This is a genomic window from Prevotella lacticifex, from assembly GCF_019973375.1.
Taxonomy (GTDB): Bacteria; Bacteroidota; Bacteroidia; order Bacteroidales; family Bacteroidaceae; genus Prevotella; species Prevotella lacticifex.
The window spans coordinates 2,246,241-2,267,158 of record NZ_BPTV01000001.1; the positions used below are offsets into that span (position 1 = coordinate 2,246,241).

16 protein-coding genes are annotated in these 20,918 nt (G+C 38.2%); 1 reads left to right on the forward strand and 15 read right to left on the reverse strand.

The features are described from left to right. Nucleotides 1–27 precede the first annotated feature (27 nt). Entirely contained in the window at nt 28–1,230 is a 1,203-nt protein-coding gene (locus tag LDN30_RS08885; protein WP_223927116.1) for a hypothetical protein, read from the forward strand. Here the strand turns inward: LDN30_RS08885 and LDN30_RS08890 are convergent. The 15 genes from LDN30_RS08890 to LDN30_RS08960 all read right to left on the reverse strand — a co-directional run bounded on the left by LDN30_RS08890 (nt 1,227) and on the right by LDN30_RS08960 (nt 20,917). Continuing rightward, nucleotides 1,227–1,574: a WG repeat-containing protein gene (locus LDN30_RS08890; protein ID WP_223952279.1), complete on the reverse strand. Its 348-nt coding sequence runs from the start codon at nt 1,572–1,574 to the stop codon at nt 1,227–1,229. The genes LDN30_RS08885 and LDN30_RS08890 overlap by 4 nt on opposite strands. 217 nt (nt 1,575–1,791) lie before the next feature. Next, nucleotides 1,792–2,694 carry a BACON domain-containing protein gene (locus LDN30_RS08895; protein ID WP_223929288.1) on the reverse strand — a complete coding sequence of 301 codons (903 nt, stop codon included), beginning with the start codon at nt 2,692–2,694 and terminating at the stop codon, nt 1,792–1,794. A 16-nt stretch (nt 2,695–2,710) separates the two neighbouring features. Further along, nucleotides 2,711–3,880, reverse strand: coding sequence for a PrsW family intramembrane metalloprotease (locus tag LDN30_RS08900; RefSeq protein ID WP_223929289.1), 1,170 nt, complete (start codon nt 3,878–3,880; stop codon nt 2,711–2,713). 104 nt (nt 3,881–3,984) lie between these two features. After that, complete coding sequence (locus tag LDN30_RS08905) at nt 3,985–4,143, reverse strand: hypothetical protein (protein ID WP_223929290.1); 159 nt, start codon at nt 4,141–4,143, stop codon at nt 3,985–3,987. Between the two features lie 4 nt (nt 4,144–4,147). Next, nucleotides 4,148–4,828: a hypothetical protein gene (locus tag LDN30_RS08910; RefSeq protein ID WP_223929291.1), complete on the reverse strand. Its 681-nt coding sequence runs from the start codon at nt 4,826–4,828 to the stop codon at nt 4,148–4,150. Between the two features lie 6 nt (nt 4,829–4,834). Next, the gene (locus LDN30_RS08915; RefSeq protein WP_223929292.1) at nt 4,835–5,545 is read right to left on the reverse strand and encodes a hypothetical protein; all 711 of its coding nucleotides are present in this window, start codon (nt 5,543–5,545) and stop codon (nt 4,835–4,837) included. Beyond that, nucleotides 5,532–6,584 carry a S1 family peptidase gene (locus LDN30_RS08920; RefSeq protein ID WP_223929293.1) on the reverse strand — a complete coding sequence of 351 codons (1,053 nt, stop codon included), beginning with the start codon at nt 6,582–6,584 and terminating at the stop codon, nt 5,532–5,534. The genes LDN30_RS08915 and LDN30_RS08920 overlap by 14 nt, the downstream gene beginning before the upstream one ends. Next, nucleotides 6,581–7,207: a hypothetical protein gene (locus LDN30_RS08925; protein ID WP_223929294.1), complete on the reverse strand. Its 627-nt coding sequence runs from the start codon at nt 7,205–7,207 to the stop codon at nt 6,581–6,583. Before LDN30_RS08925 ends, LDN30_RS08920 begins: the two co-directional genes overlap by 4 nt. Before the next feature lie 10 nt (nt 7,208–7,217). Beyond that, complete coding sequence (locus LDN30_RS08930) at nt 7,218–8,093, reverse strand: hypothetical protein (RefSeq protein WP_223929295.1); 876 nt, start codon at nt 8,091–8,093, stop codon at nt 7,218–7,220. After that, entirely contained in the window at nt 8,090–11,575 is a 3,486-nt protein-coding gene (locus LDN30_RS08935) for a hypothetical protein (RefSeq protein WP_223929296.1), read from the reverse strand. The genes LDN30_RS08930 and LDN30_RS08935 overlap by 4 nt, the downstream gene beginning before the upstream one ends. 11 nt (nt 11,576–11,586) lie before the next feature. After that, nucleotides 11,587–13,200 carry a hypothetical protein gene (locus LDN30_RS08940; RefSeq protein WP_223929297.1) on the reverse strand — a complete coding sequence of 538 codons (1,614 nt, stop codon included), beginning with the start codon at nt 13,198–13,200 and terminating at the stop codon, nt 11,587–11,589. A 27-nt stretch (nt 13,201–13,227) separates the two neighbouring features. After that, the gene (locus LDN30_RS08945; protein ID WP_223929298.1) at nt 13,228–13,794 is read right to left on the reverse strand and encodes a hypothetical protein; all 567 of its coding nucleotides are present in this window, start codon (nt 13,792–13,794) and stop codon (nt 13,228–13,230) included. Between the two features lie 18 nt (nt 13,795–13,812). Then, entirely contained in the window at nt 13,813–15,012 is a 1,200-nt protein-coding gene (locus LDN30_RS08950; protein ID WP_223929299.1) for an uL22 family ribosomal protein, read from the reverse strand. 13 nt (nt 15,013–15,025) lie between these two features. Next, nucleotides 15,026–17,662, reverse strand: coding sequence for a hypothetical protein (locus LDN30_RS08955; RefSeq protein ID WP_223929300.1), 2,637 nt, complete (start codon nt 17,660–17,662; stop codon nt 15,026–15,028). 36 nt (nt 17,663–17,698) lie between these two features. Further along, nucleotides 17,699–20,917, reverse strand: coding sequence for an Hsp70 family protein (locus tag LDN30_RS08960; RefSeq protein WP_223929301.1), 3,219 nt, complete (start codon nt 20,915–20,917; stop codon nt 17,699–17,701). Between the last annotated feature and the right edge of the window lies 1 nt (nt 20,918).

Here is a 20,918-nt window from a genome sequence, read left to right on the forward strand (position 1 = left end):
GCTTTGGCCGTGTGCATGTACATCCGCATGGGATGCGGATTTCGTTCAATCGTCAACGGATTGGAGTTATTCAATGACTTTCTCGGCGGTGCCCTCGGTGTAATACCATCACACCAGACAATTGAGAATTGGCTGCTCAAGGCTGGTATCGTAGAGTATCTTGACTCATGTAATAAGTTCAGAGGGAAGGAATACTCTATCATTATAGACGAGAGTATCACCGTCGGAAGTCAGAAGTTGCTGGTTATTCTCGCAGCTCCAGCACAGCACGAGGGCAAGACATTGAAGCATGGGGATGTCGAGGTGCTGGCAATGGCTGTATCGTCATCATGGAAAGCCGGAGACGTAGAAAGGGAGATAATAAAACTGAAGGACAAAATCGGAAAGACTCCAAAATATATTGTCAGCGACAACGGGCATAATCTCAGGAAGGGAGCAGAGTTAGCTGATGTCCCGCGCCATCGAGACATCAGTCACACGATTGGTCTTATTCTTGAGGACGAATACAAGGAAAGAACTGATTTCAAGGAATTTATGGATATAATGAACAAGAAGAGATTGTCATATCAGCTTACCGCTAACGCATATCTGCTCCCGCCAAAGTTACGGACCATATCGAGGTTCATGAATATGTCAAAGTGGGTGGAATGGGCTTGGGCCATACTCCAAGTCTATGACGATCTTGGCGAAAGCCAGAAGGCTGCCTATACGTTTGTGCTTGACTATAAGGAGCTAGTTACAGAGCTCTACCATGTAATGGAAACAGTTGACGTTGTATTCACGAAAGTAAAGAAAGAAGGTCTTTCGCATACCTCTGCAAAGTACTGCAAGGATTACATCTGGATCAATCTGTTGCGGAAGGACGAAATAGCAGAAGGATGCAAAAGAGTCGGTCGTGCCATAAGGCGTTACATAAATGAAGAGTGCGCCCTTCTTAAATCAAAGGACGAATGCCACAACATCACGTCGGATATCATAGAATCAACTTTCGGCGTTTATAAAAGCATACAGCCGAAAAACAAACACTGTGGGATAACGCCCATAGTTCTGGCCTTGCCTCTGTACGGAAAAGTTACGGACAGCAAAAAGAGAAGAAAGATTGACTTCAAGGAGAAAATGGAATGCGTGAGAATGGCTGATATAAAGGATTGGAAAGAAATGACTCTGCTTGACAATTGGCAAGTAAGGAGAATGTTGGACCTCAAAAGTAAGAAACGAAAAACGGCTTAAATTTTTGACAGCCTACCTGTTAAATTACCCTCATCATCATAGTTCTTTGCAGTAGTATATCGTATTTCATCGGTATCATACAATAATCTGTCAACATTACTAATCAAGAAATCGTCAATCAACTCACCTTGCAAATTGTATTTGCGAAGAGTATGGTCTTTCATTGTTGCTGTAATGCTATTACCAGAGATCCAGAGGTCTGCTTCCATGAAAGGCAATATTGGTTTCAGATTTTCTGTAAGAACACTCTGCATACCTCCTTTACTTACTACAAAGAAAGAATCTTTGGGCGAAATAGCATCATATTCCGCTTTCAACATCCAATTTCCTTTTTTGTCTATCAAACCAAATTTGTCACGTTTGTTGTTATGTATTACGCAATGCCCATTGTGGAATACATATCCTTCCGCACCTGTGATATATGATATCTATATAACGTTTCTTACCCACGCACTTTATGAAAGCCTGTGTTATAAGTGTCATATGTCACTCCATAGCAAAACTTTGAACAGAAAACAAACTTTTTCTTGTTTCCCTGTTCTAATTATAGCTATTAAAAAATTATTCTCTCACTCCAGTACCTTGGCACATCCCACACCGATAGCTACCATTTCCACCACATGACATACAAGTTGATGTAAACATTCCATATCCTACAGTTCCCATGCCTGAACACCAAGTGCAAGAAATCTTACCTGTACCATGACAAGAGCTACATTTTCCCCCTTGCTCTACGTTAATAGTCCAAGATTGATTGTCTTCATATACCCTTACTTGACCTGCTCGATATTCGTCAGAATTACTGCTAACACGAACAATTAAGTCACCGCCATCAGAAAAAGAAGTTTGAATAAAATCAGAACTTTCTGCACTGAGTTCGCATCCATCAGTCTCAACACTTACGGTTTGGCTTCCACCTGATTTTCCAAATTTCAAATTGCTTTTTGAACCACGAACAACAGTTGCAACACCAGATTGAACTATAGCTACTTGTGCCAATAATTTTCCGCTCTGCACAGTAATCGTTCCTTCACGTCTACTGCCTGTTAGGTTTTTTCCAACAGATACTTCAAAACTATTCTCGTTTTCATCTATATCAATCCAATCAGGAGCATGGTTGATTGTCCATACATATCCGTCATAATCAACATCCACTTTAATTTTACCTCCACCTTTTGAAGCAACCAATTGATTAGGTTCCACACGTAGATAAGTAGCAGCGTTGTTGACATAATGTATAAATCCTACAAATGCAACAGCTAACACGACAATACATATGATTACCTTTTTCAGACAACCACCTTTTCTTGGCCTTACGGTCGATGTTTCTGTAGTTCTATTGGATGAAGTGCAACTCTGTGATACAGCAACTTGATTGCTGACTTTATTCAAAGCAACTCCACAATCCGTACAGAAATTCATGGAGTCATCATAATGCTTATGACATTTTGGACATTCTTTCATCGTTTGTATTTTTATTTTATCTGTTCGTTATTCTACTTACTTCTGTCAATCCCATATTTATCAGAATCAGCACGACTACCCATACAACAACGGTCAAGGCAACAGGCACCATGTAGATATCAGCACCTATTGATGATAGAGGTGAGTCCCATATTCCATGCAAGACAACAGGAATAAGGAACAATCTTAAAAACTTACTATCAGTAAACAAAGATGTATCTATCTTTCCTTTTGCCTTAGCAGCTATTACTAGAGCTGTTCCTGAGATTGCCGCCCATGTAACATGACCACCAGGAGCAAGAAAACCCCTTAAAAATATACTCTGATTAATGGCCTCCATCATTGCAGAAGCATCAAGTTGTTGCCCATATGCAGCATAGTATCCAGAGTTTTGAAAGAACGAGATAACTGGTTGCAAAGCATAGCCAGCTGATTCAAATGCAGCAAAACCAGCCCCGACACTTGCGCCAATAAGCAAACCACTCAATATACTCAATTTTCCAAGCCTTCTGAGAAACCAATATACAATAACTACTTTTCCTATTTCCTCAACAACTCCTGTCAAGAAAGCTCCGAAGAAGTCAAGTTCGTGTGAACCGACAATAGAGAATAGGAACAAAGTAATTACCAATGACGCACACCCACCAACAAGAAACGTCTGAATAACTTTATACAAACTCACATTCTTCCAAGCATTCACCTCTAAGAATAGTATCATTGTAGAAAGCGGAACTGTAAAGGCACCGACAACAATCATTCCTGGTAGAGCATTTGGATTGCCAAACATATCACAGCAAACCCACAACAAGGCAAAGGCGATGCCAAACATCAGAAAGACTCGACTATATAACCATGGATGCGGCCATTCCTTGGAAACTTCGTATGCTGATGGGGTGGTACTATGTGTACCGCAGATAAAGATGTCTTCAGCTTCTTCTACAGAATGTTTCTTGAAAACATCTGTAAAAAGCACCTTCCAATTTAGATCGGCTGGGCGATCGTTTCCTACGTAATCATTTAGAGAATCAACCCAAGACTTTCCATTTGCGGAAGCCTTGCTTCTACTTTGTTGACAAGATTCACTTGTGGCTCGTTGGTTTTTATTTGTGTTAAGAGGCTTTCCGCAATTACCACAGAATGCAGCACCCTCTTGGTTTTGATGTTCACAATAATTACAATATATCATAGCCTTTTGTTTTTTGGATTATTGGATATGTTGCCATATAGATTTGCTGTCTATAAAACAAACGCAACTGTCTTTTATTGTTAAAAAGCCAGTTGTGCGTATTTTTAAATCCAGTATAGTAAGGCACTGATAATAATCAGCACTCCAATAACTTTTAATATTGTGGCAACTATGCCACGAATGTTCAGCCATGCAGGGACACGGTCTATTAGCAACCATCCGATGAGAATGCGGACGGCGGTGTGAATTAAAGCGTCAATCATATTTTTAATTTAAAATTCGACCATAAATGTCAATAACAACAAAGCGATGCTCTTGGGAGTTGAATAGCTTTAGTCTGCCATGATTTCTTTTCATAATTCTTCTAAATGTATTTGTTGCCAAGTAGCCTTTTTCATCAACACATTCAACAATGCCATTTTTTCTGATAAACATAACATTTTCATCCATATTCGAATCATAAGCCTCCATAGCTCCAGGCATGATAAGTTTCTCTGCTGTAGAGCGTTTGATATAATGATAAAATCCATCTTTCTTGACCCAGATATAGCGGCATTTAGAATTTGTAGAAATTTTGTCGTAGCATGCACTGATTAATATCCGATGATCTTCTATATCTATAAGACCATGTTTACCATTTTGTATGATATCAATAGACCCATAGAAATCATTAATCGAATATGAGTCACAGAGTGGTTCTACAATCCATTTGTCTAAAAGAATGTCATAGAAACCGAATTTTCCATCTACACATACACATACCAAGGTGGAGTCAACAAGTGTAATGTCATCAAAAATTGTAGGAAGAATAACCTTGTCATTTATAGAACTCAATCCGACAAAGTCTTTTCTTCTTTCAATTTTTAAATTTTTCAGACATTGTACAACTTCAGATTTAATAAAGAAATGTGAGTCAAGCCATTTTTTACGTTCTTCGATACACCGCATAGACTTTTATCTTTTCATAGAGTTCAACATCATTCTAAAAACAAATGTTGAAAGACCATTCTTTTTGAACAAATCCATGATGTTAATGAACTTTTCCCAAGTAATATGCATATTGATGAATTCAGTCAACGCATTGTATGTAAACCAAAGATTGTCAACGACATTGTACCGCCATAAATCACGCATAAAATGCCAATCTGCATAATAGTGATATTCTAGAGGCATTAATATCCACGATTGCAAGACTTTTACATTTCCATACGAGGAAATGTAGATAGACTCACCTTTTCCGATATTGTCGTTGGCGTATATCTGCATAACTTGTTGTTCTTTTAAAATCCTTAGGTCTGTTCGTAGAACAAGAAATTCAGATTCCGTCATTTTCATTAGGTCTGCAAAAATTGTTCTACCATCATATTGGAATTTTATTCGAATAGCTTCACCATAGCCAAGTAGCTTGACAGGTAAGGTATAAAGTAGCTCTTCACAATAAAAAACATCTTTTTGAGTCCATTCTAAAAGGGTATTGACCATCTCTACAGTAAGTTTTTTCCCAATAGCGGAAGCTCGGTCAGCCATATTATTGAATATAGATTCTGTAATATGGCTGATTCTTAGTTGATATCTTTTAATTTCCGAGTTATACTCAAATCCATTGCATGTCATTGTGAGTATGATGTCGGCAAGGTATTTGTCAAGGGTCTTATCTACCACCATAATTGAATTCCAGTCCGTCAAGAATACTACGAATCTGTAGAATATCGATACCGAAATTTAAGCCTTGGGCATCTTTTACCCCTTGTTCGTGTACGGCAATAATTTGCCCGTTTTTATCACAGACAGGACCGCCACTGTTGCCTCCGTTCGTAGACATCTCGTACTGCATCATCATCACTTTACGGTTGGAACGTTCCTCTTCACGAAAAGCACTGATATGTCCTGCAGAGTAAGAGGCAGTAAAGCCTAATGGGTTGCCAAATGTCGCACAGTCAATGCCAACAGCGGCACGTTGCGATGCAAGTTCAAAATAGGGAACAGATTCACCTTGTTCAAGTTCAACTGAGAATATGGATATATCCATACCATTAGTATCTTCTGTCCAAAGTATATTTTTTATCCGTCGCTTTTTGTCTGTATAAATCTTACTATCATCAGGATTCTCCTTATAGAGATAAGCGGTAGAGAACTTTTCGGCTCCTGCAGGCAATACGTGCCAATTGGTAATGGCAAGACCTTGGTCGTTGATGAAGAAACCTGTCCCGATACTCGAACCTTCTTCTGTATTTACTTCTATAAGGAAAGTACGTTGTTTCATATACAAGGCAAGGTCTGGTTTGGGGGTTGGTGGAATTTTCCCTTTTACCCATCCTGTGCTGTCTGACAAATCCATGGCACGGTATGTTTGAGGGTATTGTATGACAACAAGATGGTTAAGACATTCATGTGTGTCATTCAAAATAACATATGCACCAATAGTGCCATTAGGATCGGTTATCTCTTGGTCACCTTTTGAATCTGGTATTAAGGTTACACTTTTACCAAGAAATCCATTTTTGATGAACATTTCCACATCTGTGCGGTTGGGCTCTACGCCGATAAGCTTGACATGCAGTCCAGATACGAGTTCTACCACATTACCAGATGCGCTCTTGATACTACTCTGATAGTCTTTAATAGAAGTACTGCCACCACTAGGGCTTATCAGTATATATAATATAATTCCGACGATTGCGGCAAAGATTAAGAATTTTTTCATTTGAATTCTATTTCCAATGGTTTAACAATATGCCAAGATTTTCCGTTTTTGACGACTTCGCCAACAGTTCTTGTGACAATGGAACATGTTCCACTGATAGTTCCTGTCGATTTTACGACTCCTGAGGCTAATAATGTGCTTTGGCTGTCAAGAAGCATTTGACGCTTCTCGCCGACTATATCGTCTGTCATTTCAAAAGTACCTGTCCCATCGTCATAAATAGTCAATACGAAAAATCTATTGTTGTCGCCTTCTTCCACACGATCTTTAGTCCTACAAAAACGATAACCGTCCCCATCGTCCTCTGCCATGGTTGCATAGCGCTTTCCTATCATATTTTTCACTAATAATACGGGTTGGTTTGCTGGTGTGCCAGCAGGGCTCGGCTGTTGTTTATAAGGCTCAGGTTTTGTTTCCTTTTGCAGATAGTCTGATGCCGAGAATGAACTATTTGTCGAGCTACTATAGCCACATGAATTTATAAGAGCCAACACATTGGCAAGCATCTCGTCGTGCTTTTCTTTCTCAGTGAAAACACTTGCCCCTGACAAGCGCAGTACTTTTAAGACTGCTGCATACAATTCCATTAAGGCTTGCTGATATTCGTTATTGTTTGTATCCATAGCAATAAAGTTATTTAAATTCGACAACTAATTTTTCTGTTACTACCCATTGTTTTCCGACCTTATTCAGGTGACCTTCTTGCTTTACAACAATATCTGTAGGATTTCCTGTGATGTTGAATTTCGCTACATAATTTTGGAAAGTCTGAATGTCAGACAAAATGAGAGCTTTGCATTCTGGGTTGATAGCGTATGTCGCAACATTTGCCCCCTCTTCATAGTCAATAGTGAAGAGTTTATCACTGCTATCATCGGATATGGTACGTTCAAGTGTTGATATTCTACCATTGTCTATCATAAAGTTGGCAAAACGATGCAGTTTGACTTTTCTTCTTTCTTTATTTTTCGTTGCAGCCTGCTGTTGGCTTAGGGGTTGTACGTCTTTCCCATATGTTGTTACTGCAACATTACGTGATTTATCTTCTTTGCGATATGTTGCAGTTGAATGTACTTTAGCTGTTGTTACATGATTATGACTTATTTTTGCCTCACCTTGAATATTCGTGAGCACAGAATTCTCAGTCATTGTATTCCCATCTTGTTGGGGGGTGGGGTCTTGCTTTGTGTTGCCCTTCTTTTTGTATTTGGGTAATGCAAAGCAAATAATCCCTATCGTATTTATGAAAGTAAGACCCAATAACCACCATGGAATCTCTTGTGAGGATAGATGCTCAATCTTTTCATTTTGTAGCTCTATGCTTGTTTCTATGGTCTCAACATGAGATTGCAGATTTTGCACAGATTCACTGCTATCAATTTTGACTTTCAGAATAGAATCTGTTAAAATAGTAGCTTTAGGTGTATTTGTTTCAACGGCAACGCTTTCTGACACTTGGGATAATCCAAGTGTCAGAAATACTATAGATGCTAAAAACGGCTTCTTCATTGATGTTCTTTCTCTTTGTTGTTTAACACTTCTTGATTGCACCCTTTGGTCATTTGGTACAATGTCTCTTTCAGCGGCCAAAAGAACATTGGGTCACCAATGGCAAACTGGGCTTTTTGCTCATCACTATTGTCATTGAGTACGATGTCAAAACTGCTTTCTGCATATTCCTTCATGGTATTGACAAAGTTGGTAGGTATGTCAAGTCCCAATTTTGATAGAGCTTGTACCATACTATCTTCCGCAAAAAGACCGCAGAATTTGTTGAAAGAGTCAAGGACATCTTTCTTCATAGATGACATTTGTCCGTATGTGACCGTAGTGCCATATTCCTCGTCGGTATATCCGTGGCACAAGCAATTGTCTGGAATCAAATGGTCTTTCAGAGGTTTGCTTTCCATGATGAGTCCTCCTTGAGCAGTAACCAACTTTGGCTCTTTGGAGAATTGTATTTGAATATTAGCCGTTCTCAAGTCATTGTTATCTACAAGCTTGCCATAATATGCGAAAATACGACTCACTATTAGACTCAATGTTGCTTCATCATCGGTGATTAGTTTTATGTACTTACTTCCCATGCCTGTGAAAGTAATCTTCTTCGGAATCTTTAGCTCTGCAAGGTCGAGTATGACAGCAGTATAATACATCAGACTCGCAAAGTGAACTATTATCACACGCATCATCTCGGAAGAAGACGTGATGGTCTGAGAGAAATTCAGTGGGTCTTTAGCGTCCTTGTCGTGTGTGAACAGATAGCTGATAAAGTCGGATGATGATAAACCAGCCTTTTCCAATACGGCTTTCAACTCAAGTTTCTTTGTGTCGGGAAGAATCTTGTATGCATCAGACTGCATGTAGAAATCAATGAAACCATTTTCCAATTTGTTATTGGCATCATTTACGCCATCTCCCCAAATGTCGTTGGCAGCAAATAAAGCAGAGAATACTGCGGATGCGTCTTTGCCACCTGGTTTCGGATTGACGTGCAGTATGTCCGTTGTGCCTCCACCGATGTCAAGGTTCATATACGGTTGACCAAATTTCAAACTGGCTAGGAACGAATAATAAGGAGCGACGCTTTCAATCTCAAATTTGATGTTTGCTTCATCTATGTTCAACCAATGTGCAGCACTCTTCCAAGCATTCTTAAAAGCTTGCACTTCAGGCACACTCATAGACAATGGGTAAGTAGCGACAACCTTGAAATCGCCGCCACCTCCATTGAGAGCCGACTTGCCCTTCATCATCCAAAGTTGTTCCTTGAAATATTCTTGCAGGCGAGTTGGGGCTAATAGGTCGTTCTTTGCCCATTTGATATTCGTGCGATATACCCCTTGGGCATTTCCTTCTTTGATAAGTTCGTTATCATAATTGAAACCGATATTCATGGAACTGAAGCATTTTAAGTTTCCTTCTTGTTGTATCTTTTCCCAAGTCGTTGTACGCATAGGATAATGTATGCCTTTTTTCCTGTCTATTTCAAATGGCACGAACTCTCGTTGTAAGAAGGTTGGAAATTTCACGAAATATCCTGCGCCTCTGTCATCATTGAGTATCATAATCTGACTATCGTCATTTTCTGGGATTTCAGAGCGTAGAATACTAAAGTTATCTATTTGATTTACTGTTACGGCACTGGCATCCCCCAACATCTTACTTACATAGGCAACATGGGTGTTAGTTGTTCCAAAATCTACACAAAAAGTGAATTTTGAAATCGTATTAGGACATGGTTTGAATTTTGGGATTATAAGTGTGTTGCAAGTATTACTTTCATCAGGAACAGTAAGTTCCATGAAATCAAAATCACCATCAACATGCAGGTGGCGAGTCTGGAAGCCGTTGTCGGAAGTACGTATTTCGTCTGAGACTTCTTGAATAGGTTTTCCTTTCTCTAAATCAGAAAGACGATAGAATTTCAGTTTCAAATTGTCAAGCTTGTTTGTGCCAAGCATGATGTTGTAAGCATTATTTTGTGTCAAACGATAGGACGGGAATATAGCCAAGTCAAACATCTCTTTGTCGAAACATCTTACCTTGTCGCACCCTTTACCATCTTCGTCACCATCACAATAGCACTTGCTGAGTATTATTTTCTTGCCATCCTCTAATGGTATGTCAATAGTAACAGTTACATCCAGTGTATCTTTGTCAATACTCACATTCACCATGCTTTCAATGTCTTCTATTTTGAAGAACTTGAAGAATTCTTTCTTCAAAGGCAACATATATTTGATGTTCTGGCTTGAACCCGTGTAGAACTTGTCCTTTCGCACATTATATGATACCTCAATGATTTTAGGCTCAAGAAAATCATCAACTGTAATATATGGGTATTTGAAAGTTGTTCCAGGTAGTATGCGTTCTGTCAATGCTTTTTCTAATATGGAAGGTATGTTGTCTGTGGCCCTGTTCCATTTACGGTCTTTATCTATGTAATTATAGCCATCAACACCATTAGAGGTCAATGCGAGAGGAGTATCCACAGAACGTGCCTCGCCATTGACATCCTCATGTTTCCACAAGTTAACTGTAGGCTTGATTATATAATCACAATCCGCTGGGTCAAACTCATTGTGTGAGCAATACAGGTAAACGCCAGAAGTTGTAATAGAGCCAATGCTTTCTATAGAAAGAGGCTTTACCTTTTTCAGCTCTGGGGCTTTTTTGTCGATAATAATTTTCTTATCAAACTGAACATGACAATTGTTTATATAGCTATATATCTGTGTATCTGTAAGGCTGTCGATTTTTGACAAGTCGGTAAGCCAATATGTGTATAAGAATTCTCTAAAATCCTTTGAGCGCTCATATAACGGTGTATGGCGGCTATTGTCAAAAAGACGATTGCCTGCTCCCCCATAAAACTCCAATTTTGCTTCTTTTAAGCGTCTTCTTACATTGGGACTTGTATATACAAGAGTAATAGGTGAGGTTCCTCCTAAAATAATCTCTTCTCCATTACTTGTCTTCCATTTGAAGAGATATATCTTTGAAAAGTTGCTAAGCACTGTTGTGTCATGTGCATCAAGTAATGCTGCGCCAAGTTCCTTTTGGTCATCATTTCCTACCTGCATCAATACATTACATTCAGCTTGAACATCCCATTCTTCAACATCAAACTCTTTCATGTCACCATACTTGAATATTAATTCAAGCATGTCAAGACATTCACTTACAAGGAAATGATAGGCTGTTGGCACAGTATTTCCTTCATTGTTGATGACACCTTCATACGAAACCTGCTTCAAATCTTCTTCTTGGCTATTAAAATAACTATTGAGTTGTTTGAATGCAGAGTCAAATAAGTAAAGACGTGCGTATGGTGTAGGGATGGATGTTCCCATCTTGTTGATGGAGTCACCGTATTCAAAAAGTTTATCGGCTATCTTGGAACCATCAACATGGCCTCTCTGAACGAAACCATAATGCCCTGTAGCGTTAAGATTATCGCCGATACTAAAAAAATGCAAATCTGACATAATGATATTGTTTATTTCTTATTAACTATTTCTAGGCAGGAAGCACGTAAAATGTCCATGAAAACAAACTCTTTTTCTTTTGTATTCATTTTCTTGCCTGTCTCATCAAGATGTTTGCGGTCTTTGAGGTTAGAACTCATTAAAGGTGTAATGTTCACATTTGAAGAGCCACCTCCGATAAAATTGCCGACCTTGCTCCAGCTAAGTTTGCTTTCTTTTGCCTTTTCCTGTGGCTTTTCTATCATGTCGGAGATTTCTTTGCCAAAATCAAAGAAAGCTAAGCGATGACTGTTGGGTTGAATATGAAGATTGTCGTCACCTTCATAGTCAAGTTCGGACAACCATCTTGTAAAGACTTCAACATAGTCATTCAAATATATAAGCAAATCTTGTAGCTTGTTCTTGCCGTTGATTGAAAGTTTATGATTCTGTACATCACTTTTGATATTTTCATAATCAAGGATTGCGAGGAATGTCTTTTCTTTCTTCAGCTTATCACCAACGACATCTGTGTGATGATATTTAAGAGCGTAAGCAAATGCCGTGAGATACTTCAACACATTGTCTTTCGTCTGTTGGTCGAAATCATCAGCGAACAAACGGCAACTGTCTTGTTTGCCAGTCTTGTCAACTTTGCTCACGATGTCACGTGACAGACCATACATATATTCATTGCCAAATGTTCCTGTTGGTACCATATCTCCACAATAATGGGCAATGGCTAGAGCACTAATGAACTCTACCGGATTGGCATTGTTCTGTTGACCAGCACCTCCCTCGCAATATTTGATGATTGTTGGATAAGGGTCACCGATATGATATACCGCCCTCATGCTGTTCTTGATGCCAGAACGTTCGTAGAAATTCAAAGCCGCCTTGGTCTTGGAGTCGAAGAGTTTGGCATTGATAGCACCACCTTTCACTATTTCCGGGGCGAAATATGGCTGTATCATCAAAGCTGCCATATCTACATTTGGAATGTCTTTCTTTATTTGTTGTGCAAGGACTGGTATGCCTGACGCTCCTGTTCCGCCAAATAGCGACCCTATAATAACAACCTTATCTTCTTGTTCTGCGTTATAAGTACTGACAAATGCATCATATTCATTATAATCGCTCAGTTTGTGGAAAATGACACTACCGATGTTTGGGTTTCCTTTAAATCCAACAGTAAGGTCAAGATTCAATTCTGTCGTAGGTTCATCAGATGTATCATAAAGAGACTCTATAAGTGAATGTGTCGACAAAAGATTGCCTTTCATCTGATCAAAGCCTATCTTGTTGCGAAATGTTAGGTTTGTTTTGCCTGGATTGAAATCAAGTACGAAGTCATTTAAACCATTCATCTCCTTCATTGTACATCCAAAGAATTGACCCATGTTTTGGTCATCTTGTGGCATGGAGGAAAGTGGGTGGTTAGCATAAGCTATACGATTGATTTTCTGATACTGTTTAAGAATGTCCCTTGTACGGTCTTTATCTTTGTTTGCAGCATCGTAGTCTATGATAATCGGGTAGATGTCGTATCCGTTGAAAGCAGGAACACCTGCTGCAAGAAGCATGGTCGTAGAACGAAGCACACGTTCGCCTGTTCCTCCTATTGCAAATAGAAATAATTTCTTCATATTTGTTAGTTTTTAAATTTTTCTTCTTTATTTGGATTTGTGAGGCCATGGGTGAGGAATGGCAATTCCTTGATAGGTGAATCCTTTAAAAAGAAGGCTGAAGATGTAAAAGAACAACAATGAATATACGGTGCATCCCAAACTGTAGGAATAGCGCACATCCTTTCCGTTATTCAAATCCGTTTCAATTTTCTGTCGTGCGGTGGTATATTCGTCAACCTGTTGTTGATTTTGGTTGTCACGGGTCTTTTCTATAACAAACTCAGTGTTGGCTTTGTAGAAAGAGTGTTTGTAGAATATCGATTGAGAGTCTGCGACATTCGATTTGCCTATAAACGCAAAGTTGGCTGTCAGAAAAACAAGCAATCCTGTAACCAGAAGGAATCCTGCCCAAACACCTGTGTTTGCCATGGAGTCATCGTTACGCTTGTTGCAGCATCCGAAATAGAATACCAAAGCAAGCACTAAAGCCACTATAATAGCTGTAAGAACCCCATACATGAATGCGTTATGAGTTACAAAGAAATTCTCATGGAATTCACGTGTGTCCTTCCATGCTTGTGAATTTGTCACAAAGAAAAATAGTTTATCCATAAATTAAATATTTTTAGATTATTTATATTCAAATGTTGTTTTTACCAAAGGCTTGTTACCGTCAAATGCATCCCTGATGCCTTTTAGCAGATACTCTAAACCAAAAGTTTTGTCACGATACATCAGTACATTAGGGCTTGAGTCATCATTGACAGATAGAGCAAGCCAAGAAGCTGGAATAATGTTCTCAACCGAATAGGTAAGTGTACCAGTACCAATGCCTGTTGAAGCTGGGCTTTTTATGGTTATTGTTAAATTAATGCCACTCTCGGTCTTTATGCTGTTTGTTGTATATTGAGTGGTGTCTTTCAATTGCTTTTCTCCTAAAGTCAACTTAGCTGCGGAATGGTTGAAATAATCATTGTCTGCATTATACATGTAACTGACTGTTTTAGGAAGTGTCATTCTTAGCACAATGTCTTTGGCAAGATCTGTGCCTGTTCCTTTTTGGGGCGATTCTTGCTCACCTTTCTGCAAAATACTATTCTCATCAAATCCATAGTATAATTGAAGTTCTGGCTTTAGGTCGGTATTGTCCTGCAAGGCAAGAATGTCTTCTGGAGCACCTACGGCTATGATGTAGAATGGGCGGTTGTTGGTATCTAATTTCTTAGGTGTGTCGAACATGTCATAATAGCAAGCTCCACCTTTTCCTACTTGTTTGCTCGCAAACTTGGCTGAGTATTTCAATACAGCTACAGCTTTATCTGCCGTTTTGCCCTTCAAGGCTTTTGCAAGTAAGTTCTGAAATTGCTCAAGAGCTGTTGAGGCATTCTTGTTGATATATACAATTCCATCTGTCACCAACATCGCAAGTTTTCCTTTGCTTGATTTGTCGCACATCATCGGTATTAATTTTTCGAAATGAGTACTTCCTCCATCAAACAAATTCAGGTTGTTTTGAAGGTCGGTAGAATAACCAGAATAAGTATCTACGTTATCATTCTTACGTACAAGAAATATCTTGGAATTGTTGCCAATCTTTTCGAATCGGCTCACAATGTTTGAAATCTGTCCGTCACCACTTGCAAAATACCCTTTCATACTTGTTGAGGCATCGAAGTATATCTCCACAGAACTTATTGACTTTGAGGGCTGTGGTAAATTTCCAAAACAAGCGTCAAGTGTATTGGCAGTTGTTGGCCCAGGACAACCATTTACGATTGCTATAATTGTCAAAATAATGACACATGTACCGATTAATACTTTTTTATTCATAGTAATTTATCTTTTATTGAGCAACGATTACCATTGCTTTTTGTTTTACTTTGTAGTCTTTCTTATAGCCAACTCGTACAAGATCGGTGATATAATTCTGTTTGTCCGAATTACTAATTTCAAGTACATAATTTGCCACACCTGGGCATAAATTTTCTAAGTCGCCATAATTCTCTCCAGTACAATCCTTATACTCACCGTCGCTTATTCGGTCGGCAAAGAGATTTGGAACAATGAGTTGCAAGCCAAATCGATTAGCTAAATGGCTGAGGGCATTATAAGCGCACATCATGCTCTCATGGTCTATGCGCATTCCATATTCACGTGTTTGGTCTGTCATAAATGGTAGGCAACTATAGGAATAATATCTTGAGAGGACATTTGTTAAACCATACTCATTGGTAATATCTTCCTCTATGATATCTTGTACTTTGCGATACAACTCTGCGTAATTGTCTATTGCATCTGTTGTTAGCAAATTCTTTGAGAATTTCTTGAAAGCTTCACGAAGTAATGATTGGTTCTCGTCACATTGTGGCTTTAATGTCATATCACATGGACGGATAAATGAACCAGTTACTGATGCTTGGATGTCATGGATGTCTTTTTTCATCACTTCATTCATTTCTGATAGCATATTGCTAAAAGTCTTGTTGTTAGAATCAATGATTTCCTGTTTGGAAGAAACTTTCTTTTGCAGAGTTTCTACATTCGCTTTTTCGGTTGCTATCTTTTGACCTACAGCATCTTGGTAAGCTTTGAACATTTTATTCATGTTGCAATCCTCCATAGATTCCGAATTGCCCTCATTGGCACATGCCTCTTTAAGATTAGTCGTCATTTCCTTTTGTTCCTCTTCAAGCTTCTTTTTTTCGAAACCTACTTCAATGTATGCATCCGAGAGCTCTTTGACAATACCTTCTGTTGTATGACAACTGGCAATTATTTCTTTAGTTTCATTTTTTGATTCTAATTGTCCTTTTATGCTCTTGTATATATGTTCCTTTATGGCATCAACTAGTCCTTTTGCTTTGTTTGTTCCATATTGTTTACATATCTCGTCAAGTTCGTTTACCTTAACAAGGGCATCCTTTATTTGTTTTATGGCATCTTCTTGGGAGGCGGTTGGTTGCATACCTACTTCCTTTAAGAAGTTGGCTATACTTATTTCTTCTGTATCCTCAGAAGAAATGGAAGTGTCCTTTTCTACATTCAGATGATTCTTGATTAAGTCTTTAATGACGTTTACTAAATCATCAAAGGTGCCTATATTGTCAGATATTTCTGGCAATTGAGAGTGTAATTCTTCCAAAAAACTTTCAAAATTTGAAGAATGATTTGTTGTAACGTCATCAGTGTTGCCAGGATTACTTGTAGCCATTGATGACTTACTTTTCTCAATATCAGCCTTTATCTTTTCAAGTCCAGATTTCAGAGGAGTATTAGAGGCGAAGTAACTATCAAATCCATTTATCTTTAATTGTTCTATGACATATTTTTGAGCCTCATGCCTACCGTCCACTGATTTTGTGTCAATGGACTCCTTTACCTTTTTACACAGTTTGTCTAAAAGCTGTTTGATTTTTGCTTCAAACTCTCCATTTGTCTCGTTAGTATAAATACTCTTAGAGATTTCATTCGCTTTTATTAGACGTTCAATGTCAGAAATTACAATGACACGATTATAATTAGACTCAGAACTCGTTTTTAGTTCTTTGATTTTTGTTAGAATTTGTTGAGTGTCAGAATTCTCGCTGCCACAGAGTTCTTTGGATATATGTTTTTTGTCATTTGACAAATTAAAGTATATCGACAAGATTTCTTGTAGTTTTTCTATTTTAGAATTGCGGTTGCTATACTCATTGAAGATGTCTATTTCATATCCTTTTATAATTGTTGCTATTTGCTCGTCAAGTGCATTCTCTATTTTGTTAATATCATTTATTGCCCATGTTTCATCGTTAGGATTTTCTTTATTGGCTTCTTCGCTTTTTTCTTCAACTTGAACGTCAGAGGCTTTTGCAGGTTGATTGATACTTGAATCTTCTTTTTCATTTTTTACTTCTGTAGTTAAAGCCTTATCCTCTGCTGTTATTTTTTGAGTACTCTCTTTTGACTTTGAATTTGTTTTTCTATATTTTTTTAACCAGCAAAATCCGATAGCAGATATCACAACCCCGATAATAATCCCAATGATTATATCCCAAATAGAAATAGATCCATCTTGAAATTCTTTTGTATTTACATTTTGGTTAGTCTTATTGTTGCTTGAATTCATTTCATTCCCTTTCATCTTGAAAGTCCATGTCTTTTGCCCATATGTTATGGTTAGGATGCTTTTTGGAGAAATTTTGATAGTGCCAGAAATGTCTTTTTTCACACTATCCTTCCTTGTTAATAACTTTCCGCCATCTTTAATTTCTGCACGTTTAGCTTCATTTCCATTTTTTGCAAAGACTATTTTACTGATAGTTATGCTATCTTTGGCATCAATAATGAAGTTATTTTTATTATATTCCTTAAAATTGATGTTATATTCTTTAATCTTTAATGATGGATTTTTCCCAGATAAATCGAGGATATTTTGGGCAATCATGGGCATGCTACCCATAACAGCCGATAGTATTAGTAATATAATTCTTCTTATCATATCATTATGTATTTAAGTTAAAGTTATGACATATAGTTAAATAGTAACAGGCCAAATGCTCTGTTTTGTAATGTCACTCGTTAGGTCAACACCCTTAGGAGTACTGGCTATTGATTTCAGACCATTCACGTAAAGAGAAACGTTGTTGTTGCGGTCAAGTCTCAGTCTTACATTAAGTTTGTCGGCATTGTTGAAATTTGCCATATCAAATTCCTCCATGTCGGATATAAACTCTGTATTTCCCATGTTATAGTTGGCTTCTGTTTCTTCGGGTGACATATAAGTCTGTACAAGACGGATATAAGCAGATGAAGATGTTCCGTTAACATTGATATTCTTGCCGTCGAATATTCCCGATGTCTTAGCATAAGGAATGTCGTTATGATTCAACAGTTCAACATAATGGAGGTGTCCACCAAGTTCTTGAAACATGATACCGTACGAAGCGTAAAGACGGCGAGACTTGATTTTAACTTTAGATGTAGGGATGTCGAATTTACTAACTTGTGCAATGGCACCTTCTGCTACCAATGTCTTTTCTTCATCTTTTTGTGAGTCAAACTCCACCAATCTAATATCTTTATTACTTAAACTTTTGATAGCTTCTTCTATGGATTCACGCAAGACTTGCAATCTACAACTTCTTCCAGAAAGGATAACAGTAGTAATGTCAAAATCACTACCGATATACATTCCTATTTGCTTGAATATTTTAGTTGTCACATCATGCAGGTATCTTTGGAATTTAGGATGGTTTATTATTTTGTCAGCCTCTACAGACCATGATTTGTGTCCAACAGTGTAGGAAATGGTTTCGCCAGGAGCGAGATGAGGCTTGATCTCTGTTTTTATTGCATTCTTTAAGTTTAGCATATCCACTCGGATAGCACTATTTGCAACAAAATCGGTAGAGATTAATTGAATAGGTATCAAGCCCAATTCCTGTAAAATACATGCTATCGTATAGTCAAGATAGTTGCCGGCTTTACCTGTTCCAATTTTTCCTCTTACTTCAACTTCTATTGTGTTTGTTTTTGTCGTACACTTGTCTAATACGGTGATGTCAAGCGTTCCTGCTCCCATGTCATACACAAGTACCGTTTCTTTTTCCTTTATATTGCCCACTTTGTTGAATTTTGACCAATTGGCAAGATAATATGCGGCAACAGCATCAGATTCGCTCACAAACTTCAGGTAACCATCACGCAGATAAGGGAAAGTTTTGTAGGCAATGTCTCTTAATATTCCAAGATGTGTAGGTGTATAAGTGTTAGGATATGTCAGTACCACCTTGTTCAGTTTTCTCTTATCACCAGTAATTGGTGAGACAAAATATCTGAACAATTCGTTGTAGGCCTCTTCAAATATGTTGGTCACATTTGCCAGACAGTTCTTTTCATTTGCGGATTTTGCATCCTTCAGTTTCACATGGCTAACTTTGCCTGTTCCTTCATCAATACGAAGATACGGAAATTGGTCATAAAAAGCGTTGGCTGGCAGATTTTCATTTCCAACGAGAATTTTAAGGCATGGCAACTGTCTTTGTACCTCGTTTACTACCAAACTTGATGTTGGAGACAAGCAGACAGCAAGAGTATTGTATGGCTCGGTTTGGGACTGTTCCATGCAAAGTGATGTTTCTGTCTGATTAGGATTGAGTTGATGGAACAATATGTCGGAAGAAAGAAATTTTGTTCCGTCCTCAAACGTGTCTTCTGTGAATTTATCATAGCCATTCCGTTCATTGGAGAACACCTGGTCTTTTTGCCTCTTTAGGTTGATGATTTTCTTGTCGTATTTGCATACTATAGCAGAAGAACCATAGTCAACACATAACCATTCTGGATAAGGTTCAAGCTGCAAGTTCCAGCGCAGAGTCATCGTAAAATGTTTGAAACTCTCGTCGGAATATGGTTGCCCTTTCTTATTCTCATAATAGTCAAACGAGACAACCGTGTCAACGACAAAAGTACATTCGCTATCAGTGCCTACAACCTCTGCAATCCGTGAGGGGTTGAAGGTGAGGTCAAGACTTGTGAAACTATCCTTTCCGTTTTTTAGGAACAAGCCGCCAAGACTGTTGAGTTCCTCCCAGTTATCACCATCTATGGTCGTAAACATTGATTGTGTTTTGCCGTTGGCATCAAGTACCTTGATGTCATTACAAACGCTATCACTTATACTGAAATTACGTATTATTACTCCTGCTTGTTTTACACTTCCATCGGTGGCTGCATTGGCAAGACTTATAGTCAACTGTCGTTGCATTTTGCTATTGGGAGTAAACGAAAACTCGGAGATTTGAATGTTTTTGCCATCGTCCATGAAAGTCAGTGTATCATCCACATCATCGCCAATCATTACCTTTAATTCGGCACTTTGTCCATCACGTTTGATGGTGAGTTGTTCTGTTAATTCTGCTAAAGGCTGAATAATCTCTGGACTGTATTCTACCGAGAATTTTGAGTGGTTTTCAATAGTTAGGCATTCCGTTTCTTCTATAGGGTTGCTAATTCTTGATAGGTCGATGTACATTTCAAAGCGTTGCAACTCCTTTCTTGATGGCTTTAGCAAGTCTTTCCACTCTTGTGTTCTTGAGCCATCCATGTTCTTGAAGAACAACACGTCACCCATGTCGGTTGTTCCATTAAAGATTCCTATTTTTGTCTCGATATTCAACTTGGGTGTATATTTATATGCCTCCTCAATCCAAGCTACAATCTCGCCTATCTTCACTTCAGAAAGTTGAGAGCTATATTGGATTGTGGTTTTTTCTATGTTTATAGCAAAATAAGGTTTTACATCAAGAGAGGCAAAAGTTATGTTTATGCTCTCTTGGTGTGAGTCAATCTTATTGTTGTCTTCGTCCAATACTACAACATCAAAACTTATAGAGTATTTCTTAGGAATACGTTGCTGTGCTTCGTTACAGTCGCTTATGGCTTGTTGGTTGAAAAATAATTGAAAAGGAGTATCTTGCTGTGTCAGCCAAATCCCAACGGGGAAAGTTTCCATTCCAAACTCTTGTTGCTTGCTTACTATAGAGAACAGTTTGTCCTTGTCATATACAATTTCTTTAGGCACGGATATGTTCTGTATGGTAACATATACATGTCTTTCTATATTTTGGTTATTGCGTATCCAAGGTAGCTTGTCCCAAAAGTTATCTTTGCGTTCTGCTACCGATATTTTCCAGGACATTTCAACGTTCACTTTGGATCGTTTCTCGTTTTTTAAGTCTATTATTATATCCATA